This is a genomic window from Methylomonas albis (assembly GCF_014850955.1).
Taxonomy (GTDB): Bacteria; Pseudomonadota; Gammaproteobacteria; order Methylococcales; family Methylomonadaceae; genus Methylomonas; species Methylomonas albis.
Genome location: NZ_JACXSS010000001.1, coordinates 2926295 through 2950261, shown reverse-complemented (window position 1 = coordinate 2950261; position 23967 = coordinate 2926295). Strand labels below are relative to the sequence as shown.

21 protein-coding genes are annotated in these 23967 nt (G+C 50.0%); 9 read left to right on the top strand and 12 right to left on the bottom strand.

Going from position 1 to position 23967, the window contains the following annotated elements:
• Positions 1–3 precede the first annotated feature (3 nt).
• The 5 genes from recG to EBA_RS13605 form a co-directional block, all read right to left on the bottom strand.
• On the bottom strand, positions 4–2091 hold the full coding sequence (gene recG / locus EBA_RS13625) for an ATP-dependent DNA helicase RecG (protein WP_192375211.1): 2088 nt from the start codon (positions 2089–2091) through the stop codon (positions 4–6).
• A gap of 42 nt (positions 2092–2133) precedes the next feature.
• The gene (locus tag EBA_RS13620; protein ID WP_192375210.1) at positions 2134–2529 is read right to left on the bottom strand and encodes a RidA family protein; all 396 of its coding nucleotides are present in this window, start codon (positions 2527–2529) and stop codon (positions 2134–2136) included.
• 1 nt (position 2530) lies between these two features.
• On the bottom strand, positions 2531–4714 hold the full coding sequence (locus EBA_RS13615; protein WP_192375209.1) for a RelA/SpoT family protein: 2184 nt from the start codon (positions 4712–4714) through the stop codon (positions 2531–2533).
• Positions 4715–4719: 5 nt separating this feature from the next.
• Entirely contained in the window at positions 4720–4959 is a 240-nt protein-coding gene (gene rpoZ / locus EBA_RS13610; RefSeq protein WP_192375208.1) for a DNA-directed RNA polymerase subunit omega, read from the bottom strand.
• A gap of 473 nt (positions 4960–5432) precedes the next feature.
• On the bottom strand, positions 5433–6821 hold the full coding sequence (locus tag EBA_RS13605; protein ID WP_225616273.1) for a M48 family metalloprotease: 1389 nt from the start codon (positions 6819–6821) through the stop codon (positions 5433–5435).
• Positions 6822–7011: 190 nt separating this feature from the next.
• On the opposite strand from EBA_RS13605, the gene tusD reads away from it, so the two are divergent.
• The 7 genes from tusD (at position 7012) to EBA_RS13570 (ending at position 11877) form a co-directional block, all read left to right on the top strand.
• Positions 7012–7401, top strand: coding sequence for a sulfurtransferase complex subunit TusD (tusD, locus tag EBA_RS13600; RefSeq protein WP_192375206.1), 390 nt, complete (start codon positions 7012–7014; stop codon positions 7399–7401).
• Between the two features lie 7 nt (positions 7402–7408).
• Positions 7409–7765 (top strand): sulfurtransferase complex subunit TusC, encoded by a 357-nt coding sequence (gene tusC / locus EBA_RS13595; RefSeq protein WP_192375205.1) that lies wholly within the window; start codon positions 7409–7411, stop codon positions 7763–7765.
• Positions 7766–7855: 90 nt separating this feature from the next.
• Complete coding sequence (locus EBA_RS13590) at positions 7856–8440, top strand: PilZ domain-containing protein (RefSeq protein WP_192375204.1); 585 nt, start codon at positions 7856–7858, stop codon at positions 8438–8440.
• A 41-nt stretch (positions 8441–8481) separates the two neighbouring features.
• On the top strand, positions 8482–9471 hold the full coding sequence (gene birA, locus EBA_RS13585; RefSeq protein ID WP_225616252.1) for a bifunctional biotin--[acetyl-CoA-carboxylase] ligase/biotin operon repressor BirA: 990 nt from the start codon (positions 8482–8484) through the stop codon (positions 9469–9471).
• A complete protein-coding gene (locus tag EBA_RS13580) occupies positions 9468–10208 on the top strand; it encodes a type III pantothenate kinase (protein WP_192375203.1) in 741 nt (246 codons plus the stop codon). The genes birA and EBA_RS13580 overlap by 4 nt, the downstream gene beginning before the upstream one ends.
• Positions 10205–10954 (top strand): hypothetical protein, encoded by a 750-nt coding sequence (locus tag EBA_RS13575; RefSeq protein ID WP_192375202.1) that lies wholly within the window; start codon positions 10205–10207, stop codon positions 10952–10954. The genes EBA_RS13580 and EBA_RS13575 overlap by 4 nt, the downstream gene beginning before the upstream one ends.
• A 410-nt stretch (positions 10955–11364) precedes the next feature.
• Entirely contained in the window at positions 11365–11877 is a 513-nt protein-coding gene (locus tag EBA_RS13570) for a hypothetical protein (protein ID WP_192375201.1), read from the top strand.
• A 443-nt stretch (positions 11878–12320) separates the two neighbouring features.
• Here EBA_RS13570 and EBA_RS13565 read toward each other — a convergent pair whose 3' ends face one another.
• The 7 genes from EBA_RS13565 to EBA_RS13540 form a co-directional block, all read right to left on the bottom strand.
• Positions 12321–12938, bottom strand: a complete 618-nt coding sequence (locus EBA_RS13565) for a hypothetical protein (protein WP_192375200.1) — start codon at positions 12936–12938, stop codon at positions 12321–12323.
• Positions 12939–13056: 118 nt separating this feature from the next.
• Positions 13057–15246 (bottom strand): hypothetical protein, encoded by a 2190-nt coding sequence (locus tag EBA_RS13560; RefSeq protein WP_192375199.1) that lies wholly within the window; start codon positions 15244–15246, stop codon positions 13057–13059.
• 74 nt (positions 15247–15320) lie between these two features.
• Complete coding sequence (locus tag EBA_RS24590; RefSeq protein WP_267873583.1) at positions 15321–15455, bottom strand: hypothetical protein; 135 nt, start codon at positions 15453–15455, stop codon at positions 15321–15323.
• Between the two features lie 438 nt (positions 15456–15893).
• Positions 15894–17423, bottom strand: coding sequence for a tetratricopeptide repeat-containing sulfotransferase family protein (locus tag EBA_RS13555; RefSeq protein ID WP_225616250.1), 1530 nt, complete (start codon positions 17421–17423; stop codon positions 15894–15896).
• A 46-nt stretch (positions 17424–17469) separates the two neighbouring features.
• A complete protein-coding gene (locus EBA_RS13550; RefSeq protein WP_192375198.1) occupies positions 17470–20775 on the bottom strand; it encodes a DUF3570 domain-containing protein in 3306 nt (1101 codons plus the stop codon).
• Positions 20762–20977 (bottom strand): DUF4266 domain-containing protein, encoded by a 216-nt coding sequence (locus tag EBA_RS13545; protein ID WP_192375197.1) that lies wholly within the window; start codon positions 20975–20977, stop codon positions 20762–20764. Before EBA_RS13545 ends, EBA_RS13550 begins: the two co-directional genes overlap by 14 nt.
• Position 20978: 1 nt before the next feature.
• Positions 20979–21476: a TlpA family protein disulfide reductase gene (locus EBA_RS13540; RefSeq protein ID WP_192375196.1), complete on the bottom strand. Its 498-nt coding sequence runs from the start codon at positions 21474–21476 to the stop codon at positions 20979–20981.
• Between the two features lie 607 nt (positions 21477–22083).
• On the opposite strand from EBA_RS13540, the gene EBA_RS13535 reads away from it, so the two are divergent.
• Together EBA_RS13535 and EBA_RS13530 are read left to right on the top strand one after the other, a co-directional pair.
• A complete protein-coding gene (locus tag EBA_RS13535; protein ID WP_225616247.1) occupies positions 22084–22869 on the top strand; it encodes a hypothetical protein in 786 nt (261 codons plus the stop codon).
• 389 nt (positions 22870–23258) lie between these two features.
• On the top strand, positions 23259–23957 hold the full coding sequence (locus tag EBA_RS13530; protein WP_225616245.1) for a cytochrome c peroxidase: 699 nt from the start codon (positions 23259–23261) through the stop codon (positions 23955–23957).
• Positions 23958–23967 lie beyond the last annotated feature (10 nt).

Sequence of the window (23967 nt, the reverse complement as noted above, 5' to 3'; positions counted from 1 at the left end):
GCGTTAAACCTCGGCGTAATGGCGGCTATGGCCGATCCAGCGTTGGATCAGCGGTTGAATGGCGTTGGGGTGTTGGCGATGGATCAATTGCGCGGCGACCGGGATCAGTTCCAGCAAGTCGCTGTCGCGGCTCAAATCGGCGATTTTGAACTGTATCTGCCCGGTTTGGCGGGTGCCCATCACCTCGCCAGGGCCGCGCAGTTCCAAGTCTTTTTCGGCGATCACGAAGCCGTCGTTGCTTTCTTTCAGGATAGCCAGTCGTTGTTTGCCGGCTTGCGAGAGCGGTGATTGATACAACAGTAGGCAATAGCTGTCCTGATTACCGCGGCCAACCCGGCCGCGTAACTGGTGCAATTGCGACAAGCCTAAACGCTCCGGATTTTCGATGATCATCAAGCCGGCGTTAGGTACGTCCACACCCACTTCGATCACCGTGGTGGCGACCAATAAATCGCAATCGCGATTTTTAAAGGCTTGCATCACCGCGTCTTTTTCAGCCGTTTTCATTCGGCCGTGGATCAGTCCAATTCTTACGTTCGGCAGGGCTAGACATAGATAGGCGGCGGTTTTCTCGGCTGCTTCGCATTGCAGAACTTCGGATTCTTCGATCAAAGTGCAGACCCAATAGGCTTGGCGTTGCTGCGCCACCCAATGTTCGATGCGGCCGATGACTTCTTCCCGGCGTTCCGAGGAAATCACGCTGGTGGCGATGGGTTTGCGGCCAGGCGGCAGCTCGTAGATGATGGAAATATCCAGGTCGGAATATTGCAGCATCGCCAAGGTGCGCGGAATGGGGGTGGCAGTCATGATTAATTGATGCGGTCTTAAGCCGCCATGCTGGCCTTTTTCGCGCAGAGCCAAACGTTGATGAACGCCGAAGCGGTGCTGTTCGTCGATGACGATCAAGCCCAGCTTATGAAAATGCACACTATCTTGGAACAATGCATGGGTGCCGATCACGATGTTGGCCGAGCCGTCTGTCAGGGCTTCCAAGGTGGCTTGCCGGGATTTGCCTTTCAATTGCCCGGTTAGAAACAGCACCTGATAGCCGGTCTCGGCGAACCACAGGCTGAAGTTGCGAAAGTGTTGTTCGGCTAATAGTTCTGTGGGTGCCATGATCGCGACTTGATAACCCGAGTTTAGGGCCATCAAACTGGTCAGAGCCGCTACCACGGTTTTGCCGGAACCCACATCGCCTTGCACTAAGCGCAGCATGGGTTGTGACTGGCGGCAGTCGCTTTCGATTTCGACGCTAACCCGTTGTTGCGCACCGGTCAGCTGAAATGGCAAGCCATCAAGAAATGCCTGTTTTACCGTGTCGTTTACTTTAAATATTGGCGACTGCCAGCTCTTATAAGCCAATTTGCCTTGCAGTAGCGCTAGGTGGTGGGCTAAAAACTCCTCGAACACCAGACGTTTTAATGCGGGCAGGGAGCCGCCGCTAATAATCTCTGCCGACAACTGCGGCGGTGGATTGTGCAGGGTGTGCAAGGCATCGTTCAGCGAGGGATAGCCATGTTCTGCCAGCAAGTTGGCGGGCAGCCAGTCCGTAATGGCACTGTCGCTTTGCAAGCAGAGTGTTAATGCTTGTTTGATGGCTTTGCGCAATGCGGATTGGGAAATACCTTCGGTCAGCGGGTAGACCGGCGTCAGCGTTGCTTCAAGTAGTTGTTCGGCCGCAGCGACGATTTTGTATTCCGGATGCACCATTTCCAGGCCGTTGTAGCCGTAACGTATTTCGCCGAAACAGCCGAGCAGGGTGCCGGGTTTCAGTTGTTGGCATTGTTGGACGGAGAAGTGAAAAAACCGTATCGACAGGCTGCCGCTGTCGTCGGCTATGCGACAAATCACGCTGGGTCGGCCGCGCTGGATACTGTCGGTAAATTCCACAGTGCCGCAGACCAAAGTGGTCATGCCCGGTAATAATTGCGAGATGGGGACGATACGGCTGCGATCCTGATAACGCAAGGGCAGGTGGAACAACAGGTCTTGGAGGGTATGAATACCCAGTTTTTCCAGGCGGGCGGCGGATTGGGAACCGATGCCTGTCAACGTGGTGACAGTTTGTTTGTGCGGTTCCGGATGACTCATGAATAAATAAATGAGGCGAAATAAAACGCCCCGTAGCTCTGATCAGTAGTATTCGTTGCGCAATACCATCACGCCGTCCATTTCCACACCAACACCTTTGGGTAATGCCGCAACGCCTATTGCCGCACGAGCGGGGTAGGGTTGGCTGAAATACTCCGCCATGATTTCGTTGACCGTGGGAAAATTAGATAAATCGGTCAGAAAAACATTGAGTTTGACGATGTCGCTGAAGTCGCCGCCGGCGGCTTCGGTTACTGCTTTCAGATTATCGAAAACCCGGCGGATCTGTACGGCAATGTCGCCGTCCACGACTTGCATGCTTTCCGGGTCAAGCGGGATCTGTCCGGATAAATAAACAGTGTCGCCGACTTTGATGGCTTGCGAATAAGTGCCGATGGCTTGCGGCGCCCGAGGTGTCGAGATGATTTCCTTGTTCATGCTATGCCTTGATGCGGGTAATTTTTAAAACCAGAGAAAGCTTTTTCAACTTGCGGATAATAGTGGCCAGATGCACGCGATCCTTCACTGCCAAGGTCAGCAAGTCTACCGAGACGCGGTCGTCTTGACTGACCACGGTGATGTTTTCGATATTGGAGTCCATGCTGGAGATGGTTGAGGCGATGGTGGCCAGCGAACCGCGTTGGTTTAGCAATTCGATGCGGATTTCGGCGGGGAATTCGCCGCTGGCTTCCGGGCTCCATTCCACATCCAGCCAGGTAGTCTGTTTTTTTCTGACTTCGTTGCTGTTACGGCATTCATGGTGATGGACGACTATGCCTTTGCCGGGATTGAAGAAGCCGATAATCGAATCACCTGGAATTGGCCGACAGCATTTAGCCAAGCTGACTACGATGCCTTCGGTGCCTTTGATAACCAGCGGGGTTTTATGCGTGGATTCGTTGTCGTCGAGTTTGACGGCGGCGTTTACGTCGGTTTGACTGATGCGCTTGGCCACCAGGAAGGGCATGCGGTTGCCCAGGCCAATGTCTTCCAGCAACTCGTTCATAGAGTGTTTTTTTAATACCTGCAACACCTGGATGATGCGGGTGTTATCGACATTTTCGAGTTGAATATTCAGGCTTTGCAGTTCTTTTTCCAGCAGGCGGCGGCCGAGATTAACCGCTTCCTGCTGATTAAAGTTTTTTAAATAGGCGCGGATGCAACTACGGGCTTTGGCGGTAGTGACGTAATTCAACCATAAGGGGTTCGGCCTGGCCCAGGTGGCGGTAATGACTTCCACTGTCATACCGTTTTCCAGCTTGGTTTGCAGCGGTACCAGTTTCTTGTCGATGCGTGCGGAAATGCAGGCATTGCCGACATCACTATGCACCAGATAAGCGAAGTCGACGATAGTGGCGCCGCGCGGTAGCTTGATAATCTTGCCCTTGGGTGTGAAGACGAATACTTCTTGCGGGAAAAGATCGACTTTCAGGTTATCGATGAACTCCAGCGAATCGCCGGCGGATTTTTGGATTTCCAGCAAATCGCGCAGCCATTCGTTGGCGCGCGCCTGAATGGTCTCGCTTTTATCTTTATCGGATTTGTATAGCCAATGCGCGGCAATCCCAGACTCCGATAAACGATGCATTTCGTGAGTGCGAATCTGAATTTCGATAGGTACGCCGTAAGGACCTATCAATATCGTATGTAGCGACTGGTAGCCGTTGGCTTTGGGCAGTGCTATGTAGTCCTTGAAGCGGCCGGGAACCGGCTTGTATAAATTATGTACGCAGCCTAAAGCGCGATAACAGTCGTCGACTTGGTGGCAATAAATTCGGAAAGCGTAGACGTCGAATACGTCAGTAAAGGAAATGTGTTTACTGAGCATTTTTTGATAAATGCTGGCGATGTTTTTTTCTCGACCAGCCACCGCACCGTCCAAGTCGCTTTCCTTCAGACGATTTTGGATGGCATTCTGGATGGTGTCGATGATTTCTTTGCGGTTGCCGCGCGATTTTTTTACGGCATTGTTGATAGCGGTAAAACGGTTGGGGTAGAGCGCTTTAAAGCCCAGCGATTCCAGCTGATGCCTGACATCGTTCATGCCCAGGCGATTGGCGATTGGTGCGTAAATCTCCAAAGTTTCTTTGGCGATGCGGCGTTTTTTATCGACCGGCATATTGCCCATGGTTTGCATATTATGCAAACGGTCAGCGAGTTTGACGACGATTACCCGCAGGTCTTGCGCCATGGCCAGGAACATTTTTCTGACGTTTTCAGCTTGCGCTTCGGCGCGGGAACGGCTGTCGATCTTGGAGAGTTTAGTCACGCCGTCGACCAGCTCGGCAACTTCCAGGCCAAATTGTTCGCCCAGTTGTTCCTTGCTGATGGGGGTGTCTTCGATGACATCGTGCAGAATGGCGGCCATGATGCCATGGTGGTCCATGTGCATAGTGGCCAACGTGGTCGCAACCGATACCGGGTGACAAATGTAAGCTTCGCCGCTTCTGCGGAATTGTCCGGAATGTGCGGCCGCGCCAAAATGATAGGCGCGGATCACATCGTTGATTTGCTCTTGGTCGAGATAGCTGCGCAGGATCTTGCAGAGCTGGTGAAGAAGTTTTTCTTCAGGATGCTCGATAGCGGGTAGCGCTGGTACGGTTTTGACAGCTATCTCGGGCATCGGGGTTAGATTTCCAGATGGGTTTCCGAAACGAACCCGGAGCGATGCAGACGATCAATGTTTTCTTCGTTAACAAAGCCAGCGGCAATTTCACGAAGTGCTAACACGGTGTCTTTGTCTTTGCCGCGCGGAATGAATTCATCGGCGCCTCTTTCCAGTTGCCGTGCTCTTTTGCTGGCGAGTAACACCAGTTTGAAACGGTTTTCTACATTTTCCAAACAATCTTCAACGGTAACGCGTGCCATGATTTAGCCTTATCTGAGTTTGCGGGGGAGCTTTGCCCGATAGACTGTAACAGTATCGAGCGAAGAAGGCTGAATTATAAGATAAATGACGCCCTTAGGCCAATCGAGGCTGCAAGCGGATGGGGGGCGAAGGTAAAACGACGGGCAATAAAAAGCCCGCTATACGCGGGCCCGTCCTGTTTGTTGTAATTATTATTGTTATTATGTTGGACGCCTGCCGTGAGGCAGTTTAGTCAAGCAATTACTATTTTATTGTTATTATTATCAGCCTTTTTTACAGGCCGCTTCCCTCCCCCTCAATAATACAACCGGTTAAGGTTGTATTCACTCCGTAAAAGGTGGCCGAAGTTTATTTTAAAAAAAACCGTGTGTCCAACAAAAAAAATCATTTTTCTTTGGGAAATGGTTTCGTCACGAAATTAATTTTCTTAAACAAAAACTTAGAAAGTATCAGTTCTTTCTAATGTTTAAAATTAGCGCTCCGCTCTGCGTGATTCTTCCTCGCTTAGAAAGAAATTAAGCCGTTCGTTGAGGATGGCCTGCAGTTGAAAACTTAGGTCGCTCTCTTGTTTTGCCAATCTGATTTGCATGATCGCCGCCTCGGTTTCGCCGCTGGCGTAATAATATTCGGCCATGTAGCGATGCGATTCGCCAGGCTGTTTGAGGTCGGCGAAAATCTGCGCGAGCAATTCGTAATAAAACGGTTGATCTTTCTCACCGTCCGACAAGCTTTGCAGTACTTGCTTGGCGCGTTGCGGCTGGGCGTTCTTGAGTAGGCTGCGGGTATATTCGATTTTCAGAGCGTCGTTGCTAGGAAAGCTATTGATCGCTTTTTCAAATAATTTGCCGGCTTTTTCGTAGTCGTGAGCATCCATGGCCGCACGCGCCAGTGCTGATATATATTGTGGCTGGGTCGGATATTGCTCGGTGAGTTTTTGAAACACTTCGCTGGCGGCGGCGTATTGTTGGTTTTCCAGATACACCAAACCTATGCCGTAACGGGCGACAGCTCTTTGCTCCGACGTGCCTTGCATTTCGAGCGTTGTGAAGTGCTGTAACGGGGTGCGTTTGTCCTGAGCGGACATTACAGTGAGCTTGGCTTTGGTCAATAAATAAGCCAACGAATCCGGATACTGGCGGTACGGATATATTTCGGCTCTGCCGCGTGTGTCGGCGACACGATTTTCGGATACCGGGTGAGTCCTTAAAAATTCCGGTACGCCTTTGCCATAGTAGCGGGTGGATTGTTGCAAGCGTTCGAAAAAGGTAGGCATGCTGCGCGGGTCGTAATTGGCGCCTGCCAGCGTTTGCATACCCACCCGATCAGCTTCTTTTTCGTGATCGCGGGTAAAGTCGATTTGAAACTGAATATTGCCGGCTTGAATTGCCATCAGAGCCGCTTGGCCCATGTTGGGCGACTGGGTGCCGATCAAAATCGCCGCCAACGTGGCCGCGACTGTCGGAATCGACATCTTGCTGGCTTTTTCGATCGATCTATATAGATGGCGTTGGGTGACGTGAGCAATCTCGTGAGCCATCACCGATGCCAGTTCGCTTTCCGCTTCGGTCAGCAAAATCAAGCCGGAATTGACGCCAATGTATCCACCCGGACCGGCAAAGGCGTTGATATTGGGATCCATCACTACAAAAAAATGGAAGGGATTGGATGGGGTATCGCTGTGGGAAGCTAATTGCCGGCCTATGGTTTGGATGTACTGCTGGATCTCCACATCCTGATTAATCTCGGTTTGCTGGTGCAAATTACGAAAAAACGCTTCGCCGAATTCCTTTTCCTGCGTTGGCGAAATAATGGCGCCGGCGGAATCGCCCATGTCCGGCAGTTGGATTTTTTCAATGTCCAAGGCCCGTGGCGACGAACAGAATAGGATTAGGCCAAGGCTGAAAATTAGAGGCTTAAGTGTCATGGAGGCTGGGACCGGAAGCGGCAAAGTTGGTTCAATGGCAAAACAATATGCGGCAAAAACGGGCAGTGTGCGTATGCCCGTATTAAAATGCGTTCAATATTTAATTTAACGATTATTTTACAGCGCGATGAAATATGCCGTACAAGTTAATGCCAGTCCTTACGCCAGCAATGCGGGCCTGAATGCCTATCGGTTTATTCAAGCTGCGTTGGCCGCCGAGCACCAAGTTCTACGCGTATTTTTTTATAAGGAAGGTATCTATCATGCTTTTCGTTATGCAAATCCTCCGGACGATGAGTTGTCGATTACTCGGTATTGGTCGCAATTGGCCGAGCACTCTGGCCTGGATTTAGTGGTATGTATTTCTGCGGCACAGCGCCGGGGCTTATTGTGTCTAGATGAGGCGGCGCGACAAGGCAAGCAGGATGACGATACGGCACTGGGGTTTCGGATAGGCGGTTTGGGGCAATGGCTGGAAGCTACACTGCTGGCTGATCGCTGCGTGGTTTTCGGTTGAGTATTCAATGAAACGTTATCTATTTATTATGCGCCGCTTGCCTTACAGTGGCACTCATCTGCAGGAAACCCTGGACGCGATTTTGACTGCGGCTGCCTTCGACCAGCACGTAGCATTACTATTTGTCGATGATGCCGTGTGGCAATTGAAAAGTCAGCAGCAGCCGGTCGGATTAGCTTTGAAGGACACCTCGGCAATTTTCAAGGCCTTGCAAATCTACGACGTCAACGAGTTGTATGTAGAACAAGAGTCTTTGCATGCCGCCGGGTTAACGGACGTGGATTTGATCTTGCCAGTGGTCAGTCTGGCGCGCGTTGAAATTAGCAGTTTGATGCGTACTTACGACGTTATTGTTCCGGATTAACCGGATGGGATTAAGCAGTTGATGGCGCTTAAGCTAAAATTCCTTATTCGAAATATTACCCTACTTAAATATACCGAGGACGAACACACCATGGTGGATGAAATAGAAGAAAAAAGGCGTTATTTCCGCGTCAACGACACGATAAGCCTGCTGCATAAGGTCATAGACAAAAAACATGCCGACGCGTTGAGTCATGTCTCCAACGACGTGTTAGGAAATTGTTCATTGACTTCAGCCTTGGATGTACTAGCCCAGGAAGCGCGAATGTTGTCGCCACGCTTGGAAAGACGCGATCCGGAAATGTTCGAATATCTGAAAATCATTGATACCAAGATTAACCTGATCGCGCAGGCGATTAGCGCGCAGAGTGAAGAGTTTTCCGAGCACGATACCCAGGAAGTCAGTCTCAGCGCGACGGGTTTGGCATTTAGTAACGATACGCCGATAGAGGTTGGTATGTTGTTGGAGCTGCGGATGTTGCTGACTTCGTGCATGGCGGTGATCGTTGCTTATGCGAAGGTCGTGCAATGTAAGGATATTTCGGAAGATAACCCGGATCAGCCGTTTGCTATTTGCGTGGAGTATGTCAATCTCACTGAAGACGATAGAGAGCTGTTGATTAAGCACGTCGTCAAAAAGCAGCTGCAGCAATTGCGTGATAAAAACGAGTTTTAACCGCGCTATACGGTTTCAAAGGGTTTTCGTAAGGTTGACGTTTGATTTCTCATAAGCTCAAACAGCTGTTACACGTCCTGGCGGACGGTCGATTCCATTCCGGGACCGAATTGGCGAGCTTGCTTGGCATTAGTCGTTCGGCGGTATGGAAACACTTAAGTGCGTTGTCCGAATTCGGTGTTGAATTACTGGCGGTATCCGGCAAGGGTTACCGTTTGCAGCGGCCGTTGCAGTTACTGGATAAACAGCAGATCGATCGGTACCTGGAGTTTCGCGTCAGGCCGTTACTCGGTGAGCTGGAAATTCACGATCAGATTCACTCCACTAATACGCATTTATTGGAAATGGCGCGGCAGGGCGCTAACAATGGTTCTGTCTGTTTGGCTGAACGGCAAACAGCGGGAAAAGGCCGGCGGGGTCGGACTTGGGTTTCACCATTTGGCCACAATATTTATTTATCGATTTTGTGGCGCTTCCAGGGCGGACCGGCTGCGATTACAGGATTGAGCCTGGCGATGGGTGTTGCCGTGGTACGTGCGTTGCGAGGTTTCGGGATTTCCGAAGTCGGTTTGAAGTGGCCGAATGACATTTACTGGCGACAACGTAAATTGGCCGGGATTTTAATAGAGGTGTCCGGAGAAAGCAGTGGACCTTGCCACGCGGTAATGGGTTTGGGTTTAAACGTCTATTTACCGGCGCATGAAGGGGAGGGCATTGAGCAGGACTGGGTGGATTTGCATGGTATTTTGGCGGGATCGATTCACGGCAAACGCAATTGGCTGGTGGGTGCGTTATTGAATCAGTTATTGCCGGTGCTGGCGGAATACGAGATGTATTCACTGGGCCATTATCTCGAAGAATGGCGTAGATACGATTGTATGCAAGGTAAGCAAGTCGACATTTTTATGCATGAACAAGCGTTTAGTGGCGTGGTAGCCGGCATAGACGATCAAGGCTTGTTATTGCTAAAACAAGCGAACGGCCAAATCCGCGCGTTTGCGTCAGGCGAAGTCAGTTTCAGACATATATGATTTTACTCGTGGATGTTGGCAACTCTCGCCTGAAATGGACTCAAGCAAATGCCGGTCTGCTGCAGCCGACACTTTTCATGGATTATCGGCAAGCGGATTTTCTAGAATGCTTACGCGAGTTTTGGCTGCATATAGCTGCACCCAGGCAATTAGCCATCGCGTCGGTATCGGAAAACGCGGTGACATTGCTATTGCTTGAAATGGCGCGGGCTCTTTGGCCTGGAATAGAGGTAATCATACCGCGAGCCTCACAAGCGGCATTTAATGTCAAAAATGCTTATGCTCAGCCGGAGAGGTTGGGCGTGGATCGCTGGTTGGCATTGCTGGCCGCGCATCGTTATTATCCCGGCGACACCTGCATAGTCGATTGCGGCACCGCGATTACAATCGATTTTATCGAGACGGATGGCAAGCATCTGGGAGGCTTGATCAGTCCAGGTTTGCTACTAATGAAAAAATCCTTGGCACAAAATACCGCCGCGCTACCATTTAACGAAGACCAGGCTGACACACAATTGGCGGTAGTCACGGAAGCTGCTATCAATAACGGTACTTTGTTGGCGGCAGCAGGCTTGGTGGAAGCCACGTTGGCGCGCCAGCCTAAAGTGTATCGGCTAGTATTGAGCGGTGGCGATGCGGAGACAGTAGCTCGATACCTAGCAATTCCAAGCATTGTCGATAGCGATTTGGTCTTTAAAGGTATGCTTAACTATTGCCGAAATGAAAATGCCTCATGAAAGCCCTGTTTTTTCTTTTATGTCTGCTGAATGTGTTGGTTTTTTTCTGGGAGTTACATTTTGGTGCGTTGACGAAGTCTGTCGAACCGCCAAGCAATGTACCGAAATTAATATTGCTTAGCGAACGACAAACCGCTAGGCGCGGAGCACAAATTTCCGCTTATCTGGATAACTCGGCTGCTGAATTACAAGCTAAGCAAGTGACGGATATTTTGCAGCGTTTGAATCGGCCCCCGGCCGTTTCAAATTTCAAAGCCCGCAGCCAAACCGCTAGCTCAATAGGTGCCGGACGCCAGCGAGCGGTTACCAATAATTGCTATGAGGCTGGGCCGTTTAACGACCAAAATGCTGCGCAGCGGTGGGCTAATGCCGAGCACTTGAGCGTATTCAAGCCCGTATACAAGTCGATAATACTCGCAACGGATTTTCAGATTTACTATCCCGCTGCCAAAGATGCCGAGCAAAGCCGCATCAATAAACTGATGTTAAAAGCCAAAGGATTTGCCGATGTGTGGCCGATTACTGACGGTGAAGTCAAGGGGGCAATATCGCTCGGAGTATTCAATGAAAGGCCGCGCGCAATGCTATATAAAAATCAATTGGCTGAGCAAGGTGTAAAAGCCGAGATAAGGCAGCGCAATAAAACGCGGGAGGAATTGTTTATTCGGTTTACCGCGACTCCGGGTGCAACCAAGAAAGCTGCGACTCGTCTCTCTGCTGGCGATTGCGGAAATGTGTTGAAATAAGTGGCATAACTTCGGGCGGCTGTGCCCGCATAACTCTTGTAGACACTGAATAGCTATGATTTAGGCCGGATGGAGCGGATTTGGCTCCATCCGGCTTTTTTGTGTCCGCAAGAATTAGCATATCTTGGTTTTAGATTCTAATTGCACCGATTTGGTGAGTTTTTAAGCTAAAAGGTAAAAAAAACCTCAAAACATGTCGGTAAATTTTACAGGCGATAGTTCTCTATTACGTAACCAATTGAAAAAAATAATGTTTAATTATGGCATTGTATTTGCTTATATGGTGGTGGGCAGGTATTTGTATATATCAACCCCCTTCGTAGTCGGAATTGAGGAACAATTTTGATTGCAGAGTAAGGTGGCCAAAAGGATGGCCAATTGTTAACGTTAATTTTAAATGGGGAATATCCATGAAAACGCTTTTATCTTTAAAACTTTGGCTTGCTGTTTGCCTGTTTGCAGTTTCGACTGTAAGTTCGGCTGGCATCATTTGGGAATCTACTAACGCCGATAGCAATTTTATCTCCTTCGGTTCTAGTTCATTCCCATTTACTTCAAGTGACACCTTCGGTATCTTTGCTGCTACTGCTGATCTGGCTGCTGATGCACCTGTGTACACTTTTAGCGGTGTAGGCAGCTTCGCATCTGCTAGCCCTTTCAAATTGGGTCTGTTGACAGCAAGCGGTTGGGTTAGCGAAGTCGGTAATTACGCACTGGGTGCCTCTGACACGTTCTTGTTGACCTTTGTAAAACCAGGTGTGATCACCAACAACTTAAGCTTTCTGTTTGGATTCGATCTGAAAGCAGCTGCTGATCAAAACCCTGTTACTAGCGTACCTCTCCCTGCTTCTGTATGGTTTATGACAAGTGCTTTGATGGGCTTTCTGTACACCGGTCGTCGTAAAGCGGTCGTTAAAGCTTAAAAATTTTTGGGCTTTTTAAACCGGATGGAGTCTAGTACTCCATCCGGTTTTTTTATGCCTGTTGAAAAACACAGGATTTAGTTTTTTCACTCCGTTCTGCAGATGCACTCTTTGCATGAGGCTGCAAGCTTTACGTTATCTGGCGGTATTCGCCGCCAGGGTTGGTGTCCGGCAAACATCAAAGTTATGATTTCTCCCTCGAGTGCAAACCAAATTGCTTGTTTAGCGAGTTAGGCTGTCAATTTCAAAGAGTCCGGAAGCGCTAAACAGATACTTCCCGACAAGGCTGGCAGTAAATTTCAAGTTCCCTTTTGTAGTCATGGAAGGAAAGTGGTTAGTTGCCGGAGCTTTCAAATAGTACAGTGATGTTTACAGTACGGCTGTTTTTGGTGTCGAATTATCGGTTACATAATAAGCCTAGCCTAAGGGCTAGTAGCTTAAAACTAACGACGCTCTCCCCAGGCATTGCGGTACAACAGGCCGAACACGGTTGCAAAAAGCCAAAACGCCGAGGGTAAGGGTACTGGTTGCACCGGCGACGTTTGGTACGGACGAAAAGACGTCAGTTTCAGATTGTCACCAGTACCGTTTGCGGTGGCCAATTTAAAGTACCAGCCGTCGCCGGTTGGGGCATTGCTCAACTCGGCGGCGATCAAACTAAAATCCCCGCCTGTATCATAACCCTCGCCCCAGTTGTATCCACTGCTAATGGTTTGCCCAACCAATTCTTGGGTGAAATCCAGAGTCGCGCCGGTGGTATCCCAAATGAATGCCGCATAATCGGTTAAGTCGAAATTGCCGTTACCTGTCGCGGCGCCGGAGACAGTGATGTTGAAACCGGTGACCTCTATCCCAGGCGTTAGCCAAACAAGGCCACTAGTATCGGGAAAAAGTATGTCGTCTACGCTTAGCAACGCATGTGCCTCGGCCTGATTACCAAACACGGCCCCGCTCCAATCCAGTTGAAAACTGCTGATGGCGGCCAGGGTTGGGGTAGGCGAGCCAAGCGCGCAGATTAACGCAAGCCCAGTGCCGATATTGTGAAAGCGGGGGATAAACATATTTTTACCTGTGATTGAATTCATACAAATATTTTTTGCAAACTTTTCTGTTTTTAACGGGATTTTCAACCTCGCGGAAAAAAGCTGCGGTTCCCTAAGGCCGCAGCCCATTCAACTGTTATTGAAAACCGATTTCAGAGCAATCGTACTGATTACCGCTTGGTGGCACGACCACTGTAGAGGGTACTGGTGCGTTGGGGTTGCAAGTCGCAATCAGGTTTCTAGCCAGTAATTTATTATTCAAAGCGCTTTGCAATAAGGCGTTACGCAGAGTCTGACCCGGTGCCAACTGCGCCAGGTTCTGATAGTAAGCGGCCGATTCCAATTTTTTGACCGCTTCCCAATTGTTGCCGAGCACACCGTCTTTCAATACCTGAATAGCGTCTTGGTTTTCCTCGATAGCCAGTTTGGCTAGTTCTTTGGCAGTGGCATTATTTGCCACTTGTTTGGCCTGATTATCCAAACGGTCCGACAGTCGAATGTTTTCCAACGCGTTGATGGCGCGCAAAAACGAAGCGACGGCTACAACTTGGGTAGAGTCAAGCTTGACTTTGCGATCAGCATTCTTCGAGGTCAAAGAACCATTTGAAAAATTAAACGCGTCACTGTTATAGGCTGCAATGGCTTCTTCCAGAGTGCTGACTGCATTGTTATGGAAGAATGGTGCGGTGTCGGCTGCTTCGATCAACGGTGGCGTATTGAAGCGACCGTCGCCATAACAAGGTTCGCCGTCCGGACCACAACTTCCTGCGGTTTGGCCGAAGCCGCCGTCATAAGGCATATCCGGTTTGAGCAGGCGAGCGGGATGGATCTTCATCTGCTCGATGCCTGTGTTGCGGGTTGGGTTGGCGTTGGTGGTTGAACTGCGGCCGCCGGCATTTTGATGGCAGCCGTTACAGTTGGCTGTGGTGCCTTGGACTACGGATTGACCGCTCGGGCATGTCGCAACCCATACGCCGTTTATCTTGGTGGTAGTTTGTTGGCCTCCGCCGGAGCAGGGGTTTTGCTTGGTATCTATCAACACCTTGCCGGCCTGCGTAAGGGGGTCGAAAAAGCTTAATTTATAGACCGGGTAATCCTTGCTTCGGCCCAGAGATAAAATATAAGCCTCGACAGCATCGAGTTCAGCGTTGCTCGGTACGCGAAAATCGGTATTGGGCACCCTGAGTAAATTAGTCGTCATATGCTGAGCTACCGCTCCCAGGGTAAATTCTTTTAGCGATCCGCCACCCGGTGCGCCATCGCCGCTCCAGCCGGTGGCGTTGGCAAATGCCTCATCCGCAACGAAATCTCCGCCCGCAGCCAGAGTTTCGCTTTTGGCGGTAGTAGCCAAAGATAAAGTGTGTGGCACGCTGCGGAATATATCAGGATTGACCAGTGTGTTAGGGTTAGCGGGATCGGGATGAGCGTCGACATTGGTTTTGATCAATGCGTGTTTACGTAACAGGGTCGAGTCTTCCAGGTCAGCCAAGGCCGGATTGGTTTCAGCCACGAACAGCGGATCGTTCGCAGGTAGTTTCAAGATGTAGTTGGGGTCCAGGGTGAAGTTATTGTCGGCGCGATGGCAGGTACCGCAGGTTCTGCCGTTGCCGCCGAAGGTTTCGTTATGGAAAATTTGCCGGCCTAACGCGACCTGGGCGCCCAGTACTGGCGTCAAGTCCGACAATGTGTCGGCGTTGGCTGCTTTCGGCAATAGAAACTCAAATCCGGTGTTTGTTTCATACTCGCGACCGTTAAAGTCGCCCATGGCGGTGGTTAGCCAGGGTTTGTCGGCATAATAGAGTTTATGCATCAGATCTGGCGAACCGGTAAGTGTGACGTTTTCCGCCGGGGTTTGACCGGCTTTGGAAACGACCACCGAGTCCAGGGTAAAGCCGGTTAATTGTTGGCGTTGCAATTGGGTTTCTAGCTGACCTTTGCCGTCGGCGACTAAGAAATCGCCCAGCGGCATCATCTTATCGCCGGCTTCGGGTTTTACGGAACTAGCGCCGTTATCAACCAGCCACAGGCTATATTTGCCAGCATCCATCCCACTGGTTTTTAGTGTTAGCGCTCCGCTTTTCAGGTTCAGTTCCATCAGTGCACGGCCACTGCTAAAGCTATGCGACAAAACTTTGGAATAACCCATACTGATTTTCAGAGTCTCCTGGCTCCCGCCGCGCGCCTCGTAATTTTGCTTCCAGACATCCATTGCGGCTTTTAAGGTGTCGACATCACCATGACCTACGATGTCGCTGTTCTGGTTCTGGGACGGTTTGCTGAACGAGTCGGCAATCTGGCTGCCCAGGTTTAGGGTCAGTAAAGACACGAGCGCTATAGTCGCCGTTAGCGCGCACGTTTTGGGGGTGCTTGTTATGAATCTCATAAAATAAAAAATCCTCGTCAAATCAGGTTCGGTTGGATGTAGCGACGGGATAGGCTTTGCAGGAAAAACGCACTTCCGGGCTTTTTGGCGCCGAGGCGACCCAATACGCTGTTTTTCGACACGACATCTGCAATTGCATTGGCAATATCCATGCCCAAATTCAGGTATTTTGCGTGCGGCTTATTTGTGTAATTGTAATCAATGACTTACAAGTGCCCTGGAAATGATTTTTTGAGCATAAGATAGGGCTAGACTATATTTATGATCTGTCAAGACGGATTTGGAAAATAAACTAGGTCATATGCCGCATGTATGTGGCATATGACGTATTTAGTTAGTTTGCTCACGGCTACAACGACGTAAACTTTCGACGACCAGTGTTTATTTGTGGTGAGCTTTTTTGAGTCGGCTAAACTCTATGGGGATTTTCTAATATTTGCGTACGGATTTGGGTTGGCGAGCGATCTTTGCCGTGCTCGCCCATTAGAAATTAGGTTTTTCGCCATAAACGCACCTTATTGTAGTTTTGCATGCTGAATGCGTGGCAAGCTTTTGCTGCACTGAATCCACTCGCCCGCTCCCCGAATGGGTTAATGTTCGTAGCCAAACTCGTCTATAAAGGTTTGCAGCTCCGGTAGGATGGCGGTGTACTCCGCTTGATAGTGGTGCCAGCGGCCAACCGATGATGAGTATAAAGGTTGCGCGACTTGGCTAAAGCTGGGGCTGGCGATGTACTTACCGGCCGCTTTTTTATGGAATTCGGCGACAGCCGGGTCCCAGTCCAAATCAAGAAAATCAAACACGTTACGGAACGCCGGTTCGAAATCGAATACGGCGTCTTCGTATCGAAACTCGATAAAATTCATTGTTAATTTCGATCTGATCGTCATCCACCAGTCCATGACTTGCGCATAAAATCGCGCCGTGCCATCCCAGCTAAACAAGTGCACGGTCGAAGGCGTCGGCAGCATGGTTTGCATGAAGCAACTCAAGCAGACATCGCGCGGATCACGGAGTAAAAATACCAGCTTGGCATCCGGGAAAATGTAGTTAATCAAGCCTAGATCGATGGTGTTCATTGTTGTTTTATCCAGCAATAAGCGAGTGCCGATCTTATCGCCGTACAAGGCGCGGGCCCGGTTCCAGTAAAACGCCCGTAATTGCAATACACCGGCTAAATCGAGTTTTCGCAGTTGCTCGGCGAGACTACCTTGTCCATTCGAAAGCCGGTTCAATTCCTTAGTAACCGAGGCAATCAGATCGGTTTCGTCCGCGACAAACATTTCCGGGTGGGAGGCAAGCACCTCCTGAGTCAGGGTGGTGCCGGTGCGCATAAAACCCAGCAAAAAAACCGGCGCGGGTTGATCGGCTGGAAACTCGGTATTAGCCCATCGTCCAAGCAAGTCACGATCGAATTCGGTCTTATGGCTTTCCAGCATTTTGGGAACCAAGCTGGCGTTTTGGCGTTTTACTTCCGGCAGGCGCGGCGCTACCTCGGCAGCTGCATGCAAATGTGCGAATACCTGATCGTATTGACCAAGTTTGTCCAGAATACGAGCCAACTCTTTATTGGCTCGGAACCTTTCTTCGGCGGTCAATAAGGGATTTTGCAACACCTTTTCCAAACGTTGTTTGGCTTCTTGATTCAGGCCATCGGCAGCTTCCAGAGTGGCGAGTAAAATCGCCAGTACTGCGCTATTCGGCGCCAATTTTAATGCCTGTCTACCGGCTGCGAGGGCGGGTTTTTTCAGATTTAGACGAGAGTAGGTCAAGGCCAATAATTGATAGCCGCGCAATTGCCCCGGATTAATCTGCACAGCTTGTTTGCATATTTCCAGCGCGCCGGGAAAGTCATTCCAAAACTGTAGTTGATCGGCCAGATCCAAAGCCAGATTGATGTCTCGGCTTTTGCGGGCTTTTTTAAGTAAGAACTGCCCCGATTGGCGCAGATGCGCGAGTCCTTCATTGAGTTTGCCTTGCCAACAAAGGGATTGCCCGAGACAAGCCAGGAATTGCGCGTCTTTGGGGTTTTCCGCGACCGCCTTGCCGAACCATTCCGCCGCTTCGACGAAATTCTTATTTTCAATGGCAGTTCGGCCGAGTTGTATGAATTGGTTCATGGTATAGGTAGGCACAGAAATGAGTTGAGATCAGGAGACGGTATCCTCAAAACGCGTAATTCCAAGTGGCGTTTAAGCTACCTTCACGTTGCAACTGGTTGCCGTTGAAGTCCGTTATCGCGGGTTGCAACCATTCGACGCTAAACAGATGTCTAGAAAGCGATCCTTCGGGAATGGACAGATTAAGGCCGAAACCGAAGTCTAAAAATTGTCCACCGTAGTTGCTGGTGTAATCGATGGGCGACGTTAATGAATGAGTACGGACAAATTCGCCATTGATAGCGCCTTGAGCGGTATAGACGCTACGAATCGATCCGGAAAGCCAGTTGGATACTCGGTAACTGCCCCATGCCGTCGATTGAAAGGCGTTTCCCAAAACATAGTTTGATCGATTACGGTTTTGCATGCGTTTAATGCCGCTTAATTGCGCCCCCCACGACCAGTTGTCTTGTTGCCCGGAATATGTCAGGCTGGGTTTGAAGTCCCAGGTCCCACTACCCAGTTGCATGCCGTAGTCATGTAGTTGGCTGGTGACAGCATCTCTCCCGTCGACTGTGGCCTCGACGTCGCCAGTCGGTGCGCTAAAGCCCAAGCCCAGATGAATGCGATGGTCTGGATGATCGTAAAGCTTGAGCAACGCGGCCATGGTGGTGTCCGAAAGGCCGCCGCTACTATGGCCGCCGCTATGTTCGTCGGTTGTGGTTGCGCCAACTATGGGCGATGAAGACATTTTCATGTCCATGATTTGCGGCATTACCATCAGGTTAAGCCAGTCGGTCGGGGCGTACATGATGTCGAGCATGTGCATATTCATGCTCATCTCGCGGGGCCTGGACGCACATGGGTTATTGCCGCAGCCGGCGGTTAGTAGCGAAGTATCGGCAACAACGTTCGATCCACGCAGAATATTGCCCGATTGATTTGCGTATTGATAACGGTAGCCCACCATAAACTCGCCGGGATTAGTCATCATATGCCCAAACATTACGCCAGCGGGAAGCGGCGCGCCGTGATGCAGATGAGATTGATGGCTTTCGTGTTCGTTTTTTTGGCTTGCGGGTGCGTATAAATTAATATTCATTCCCGCGTGGACCATGTAATAGCTGTAATCGGCATAGCTGGTGTCGTTACCACCGCCCAATTTCAGGTCGCTCTGCCGGGTGTAATACTCCACGCCGGCCTCTAACTTGATGCCTTTGCTAAGTTGTTTGCTGAAAGCGATACTTCCACTTAACGAGCCAAAGTCCGCCAAGCGGAAGTCGCTGGAATAATGGCCGTCTGCCCGGGGGGCCAGAAAATAAGGAGCAAAAAAATCGGCTTGAGATTGCGAATAGTAGCGTAGGCCGGGAGTGACCGTTATGCCGAATGGTAGCGATTGGTACCACTTTAACTCCACCGTGTGAGAGTTGATGCTCCAGTCGTCGGTATAAAAACGGTAATCGAGGCTGCTGGAGGCGTTGAGTGCCGGAATGTGCTGATTTATGCGATTTGAAAACGACAGCATATTGCGTTGGTCCGGACGAACTTCACGAAATAGTTCGGTGCCGACCATTTCCAACTTGGTGATATTGCTCCAATCCAGTTTATTGGTCTGCTGCGATAGCGCGTAGTATTCAGCAGCAGTGACCTCGCCGCGAATGTAGACATATTTGTAAGGGTTGCTGAGGTATCCTTCCTGGTGGGTAAAGTTTGCGGTGGACTGAAATAAGGTGTTTTTAGCCAGAACCTGGGATAGACCGACGCTAAAACTGTTATAGACGCTGGATTCTGTTAGCGCCGGGTAATTTGGGGATGTGGGGTCGGACGCGTGTACGTGGCCCGCTTCCGACAGGCCTGAATGGGTATCGGTATTGCGGGTTATCTGATTGGAGGTAAGATTGTAACCCGCAGTCAGAGTGGTTAATTTGTTGTTGAATTCCCGGCTGTAATTGACGGACCCGAATGTGGAGACAAAGTCCGGTTCTTCGGAAAGGCCGCCCGAAAAGCCGAGTGTGGCGTTGTCGAAATAATACTTCCCGCTAAATGTAGGCATGGTGCGGGTTTCCAAGGGTTGTTGTTGATAACGCTGCACTGGTTGCATGGTTGGCGTTATCTTGTTTAGCAACGACTGATACACGGCTATCGTTAGATTTTTAACGATGTCCGCTTCGAATTCCGATTTAGCCAATAGCCACGCGTTCATCGCATCGCTGTTGGCATTTTGCGAGGTAGAGGATGACGTGACGACGTTATCCAAAACCATATTGAAGGTCTTGCCGTTGGTCGGCGTAGAAGGAAACCCGGCAAAATGAATCCAGACGGCGTTGACGTTGCTAAAGCTGCTGTTCAATGTGCCATCGGCTAATGAGAGGTTGCCGTTAAAGCCGTTGGCGATGGTTTGATAGGCTATGCGAGTGGCATAGTTGGTGCCGTCGCCGCTGGCTAAATTGGTGTTGACTGCCGTGTTGAAGCCGAGCATCTCCCAATACGGGGTTGCCCAGTAGTTCGGCGAGGTCGTTGCCACCGCATTGTTAAGACGATTGCCGTTTTGGATGGTGGCGTTAAAATTCAATGAGTCCAGGCTGAATGCGCTGCCGTCAAGGGCTCTCAGGTAGATGCCGCTGGAGTCCGCGTGATATTCCAGGCCGTAAAGATCGATACCTTTGGACGAGTCGTAGTCGTTGGCAAATTGATGTAAATGGGCGCTGAGCGTACCGTCATTTACGTGTCCGACTACGATATTGGCCTCTTCGTAACAGCCATTGGTGCCTTGGCCGGAGCACGAACCGGTTCCGGTGTTGGAACTGCCATAGTACGCAGCGTAGGCCATTTCCTGAAAATCCAGAGTGCCGCCAATGGCCAAGGTAGCGGAAGCCGGTTTTGGATGGTCTGTAGTCCAGGCGACTAGCGCATCGGTAATCGGTTGGTCGTTTGCGCTGCGGCCTTCGACAAATTCTTGAAAATTGTTGAGGCCGCCGATGGTGGTGAGGCCGCTGGCGGTAATTCCGCTTGATGCTGCTGTGACAATGTCGACAGGCACAGCGTTGCTGGCGGAAGAGCCGTCTGTTTTCAGGGTGAATTTCGGTTGATTGGTCATAACGTCCGGTACGCTGTAGGCCGGCGATGCGCCACTGTAGGTGTCGCGGTCCAAGCTGAACGCCATTTCGATCCTGTCGGCGAACGGTACGCTAAAATCCACGTGGTAAACATCGACCTGCATGCGGTCGTTGCTTTCCTGATAATGCCCGTAAAGTAAATTAAGATTCGGTTGCTGGCTGGGCACAGCGGCTTGTGAGTGCATTCCCGGCAAGCTCAGGGCGGCGGAAGTCAATGCCGCCAGCGTTGTGCGCGTTTCCGAGCTAGTTACAGCCACAGCCGCCTCCGCCGCCGTTATGTCCGCCTTGGGTGGCTTCTTTGCTGGTAAAAATATGCTCTCTGAAATGGGTTAAATTAGGGTTAGGGGAAATACTCATATCTTCCCGAGCCAGATTGCCGCGTTCCCAGGGCGACACTTCGGCGCACCCCTGAAAAACAAGCGCAAGCAGCAAACAACTTGCCGAATATACGCGGCGCATGTCAATTAGGCTCCCTGAGCAGAAGCTCAACTTGATTCGATATTTCCTTTTGGTCTTCTTCGCGGAAACCTAAAAAGATTTTACGTATCTTGCCGGTTTTATCGACGAGATAAGAAGAGGGCATGGCCTTTAAATCGAAGGCTTTCGGGCAGTCGCCGTTCGGGTCGAAAGCCAACTTGTACTCGACGGGGTGGATTTGCAGGAACTGCCGGGCAAGTTCGCTATCCTCGTCGATATTGACGGCAATGATTTCCAAATCCTTCGATTGGTATTGACGGCGCAAGCTATTAAAAAACGGCATGGATTTAATGCAGGGTGGACACCAGGTCGCCCAGAAGTCGATAAGCACGACGCGCCCTTTTACGCTTTCCCAGTTGAGCGGCGTTGACTGGTCGATTAAGGCGGTGGGGCAGGCTGGTGGGGTCTCAGTGAGCGCTGTTGCTTGGGTTAAAGGGGAATGCAGCATAAAACATGCGAGGAAAACCAGTTTTTTTTTCATTACGTCTGAATGCGCGGTTATATAAAAATCTTATAGTTTACAGCACGAATTATGCCTGAAATATTAACTGATGTTTTGGTTGACTGGTGTGCGGTTGGTCCGAAGATAAGGCGAATACGATAAGGCGAATCTCATCAAGAGAAGAATTGGGTCTCAGTTTTTGGGTGGCAGATGGTTGGCAGGGTGATTAGTTGTGGGTTGGAAATAATTGTAAGTGTATGTAATTTAATGTAAATAATTGTTTGAATGTGCGATATGGCCAAAATTCTTTGGAATAATAAGTCATTTAACATAGTTTAAATTTAGTGATGATGTGTTGGCGCGATTGATTGAGCTTGCCGGCTTGGGCTTGATTTAGGTCGAGGTAAACTGAGGTTGCTCGTTGGTCCGTATTGTCTGGGGATTAGGCTGAGTATAAGTGGGTGCTGGGATGGAATTATTTATTATGGTATGAATATTGCCTGTTATGTTGTCGACTTATGTCGAATTGTCTCGCCCGTATGGCAAGACAGCTCAGTCGCTTTCGAGCAGCACAGGATAGGGGGGCTTGGTTGGTGCGAGAGCAGTATTGGGATTAAAAACTAAATGTAAACTTACTGGAGTATTCATGAAAAAATTAGCGCTAAACAGCTTGCTGGCGGCGGGCTTGGTTACGGCTTCTTCCGGGGTATTGGCGGCTGGAACCATTGACTTTCAGGAAATGGCCTTCGCTGCTTATTACGGCAAGTCCAATACCTCTACGGGTAGCTGCTCAGGTGCTGGCACCAATGGTTGTTACGAGGAAGCCGGCATGGTGATCGGGCATCCGGATGACGGTTCCGCCAGTGCGCATTTGCATCAGTTTGCCAACGGTTACGATGCGGTTAACGATCAGGATCTGTATGGTCTTGAATATCATGCAGACTCTAGTGGTATCTATATCCGCTCTTTGGATGGTAGTGCGTTCAGCCTGGATTCGCTGGATTTTAGTGCGGTAATCCAAAACGGCAATCGCCTTAGTAATACTGTGCCAACTACCAGCGCCAATTACTGGGCTACCCCTTATTGGGAAATCTTAGGCTTCGACACGGCGGTGAATACCGGTTTATCCAGTGGTGACGGTACAAACTATGCAAATCGTGTAGCCTATTCCACGGTGGCGAATGGTTTTGACGGCAACTTGTCGCAAGCATCTGGTGGGCTGGATAGCGCTTTCGATAATGTATCCGCTGTTTGGATTCATTTTGCGGGTTTCCCGGCTACACCAACCAATGGAAAAACTTTCAATATGGTGCTTGATAACGTCGTGATTGGCGATGCTGCCGTTGCGGCGGTGCCGGTGCCTGCTGCTGTTTGGATGTTTGGTAGCGGCTTGCTGGGCTTGTTGGCTACCGGTAGAAGAAAATTGGCTTAATTTTCTTCGCTCCAATAGAAAAGGGGCAAGGATTTCGCCTTGCCCCTTTTTTTGTGCGTAGATTTTCAAGAGTCTCTTAGGCGATGCTCCGGGTTTTTCGAGATTTAAAGGCGTGCCTGGTCTGTTGGTGGGGGGGGATTCCGGCAACTATATGAAGTATGGGGCATATAACTCATTTCTATGAGGGTTTGCCGTTTCGCTTTGTGGGTTTCGTTTTTAAGTAATTGATAATCAATAGAATAATTTCTATGGTGCGCTTTGTGCTTTAAAGGTGGAATGCGGCTTTTGGATTGACCTGTCGATTGCTCGGAAAATACGGGTCCTGGAGCGGTAAGTAAATTTCCTCTGGTGTGGAAGCTTTTTGAATATAAGGTTGATGAGAGGTCAGCATGCGATTTTTCGATAAATTGATTTTGGTGAGTGGTATCCTGCTGGCGCAGTCGGTATTTGCTCATGGTCCGCAGACGTTACCGTTACAGCGCGTACCGATACCGCCTGTTCCCGGATTGACGGACGGTGCCGATCCGATTGTTGTCAACGAAGAGGCAGCTATCGCCTTGGGTAAGGCCTTATTCTGGGATGCCAATGTCGGCAGCGATGGTATGGCTTGCGGTTCTTGTCATTTTCATGCCGGCGCAGATAGTCGTGCGGTCAATCAATTGAATCCTGGCCAAAAAAGCAGCAATGCGTCCGGTCAAACTTTCGAGGCCACCAAGACCGGTGCGGCGGGTGGTCCAAACTATACCATGCGTTTAGCCGATTTTCCGTTGCGACAATATGTCAATCCTTTAATTAAAGCCAGTGGCGTTAGTTTTAGTACCGACGATGTAATGGCTTCTTCAGGGACATTTAGTGGTACTTATACCGGCGCGTCGAAATTTATCGGTGCCAACGATCAGTGTAATCGTAGTGTGGATTCCACTTATCATGTCGGCGCGACGGGTACTCGTCGTGTGGAGCCCAGAAATGCGCCGACGGTGATCAATTCGGTATTTAATCATCGCAATTTTTGGGATGGTCGAGCCAATAACGTTTTCAACGGTAGCAGTCCTTGGGGGGGCGAGATCCAAAAGCGGGTGTTTGGGTAAAGCTTAATTC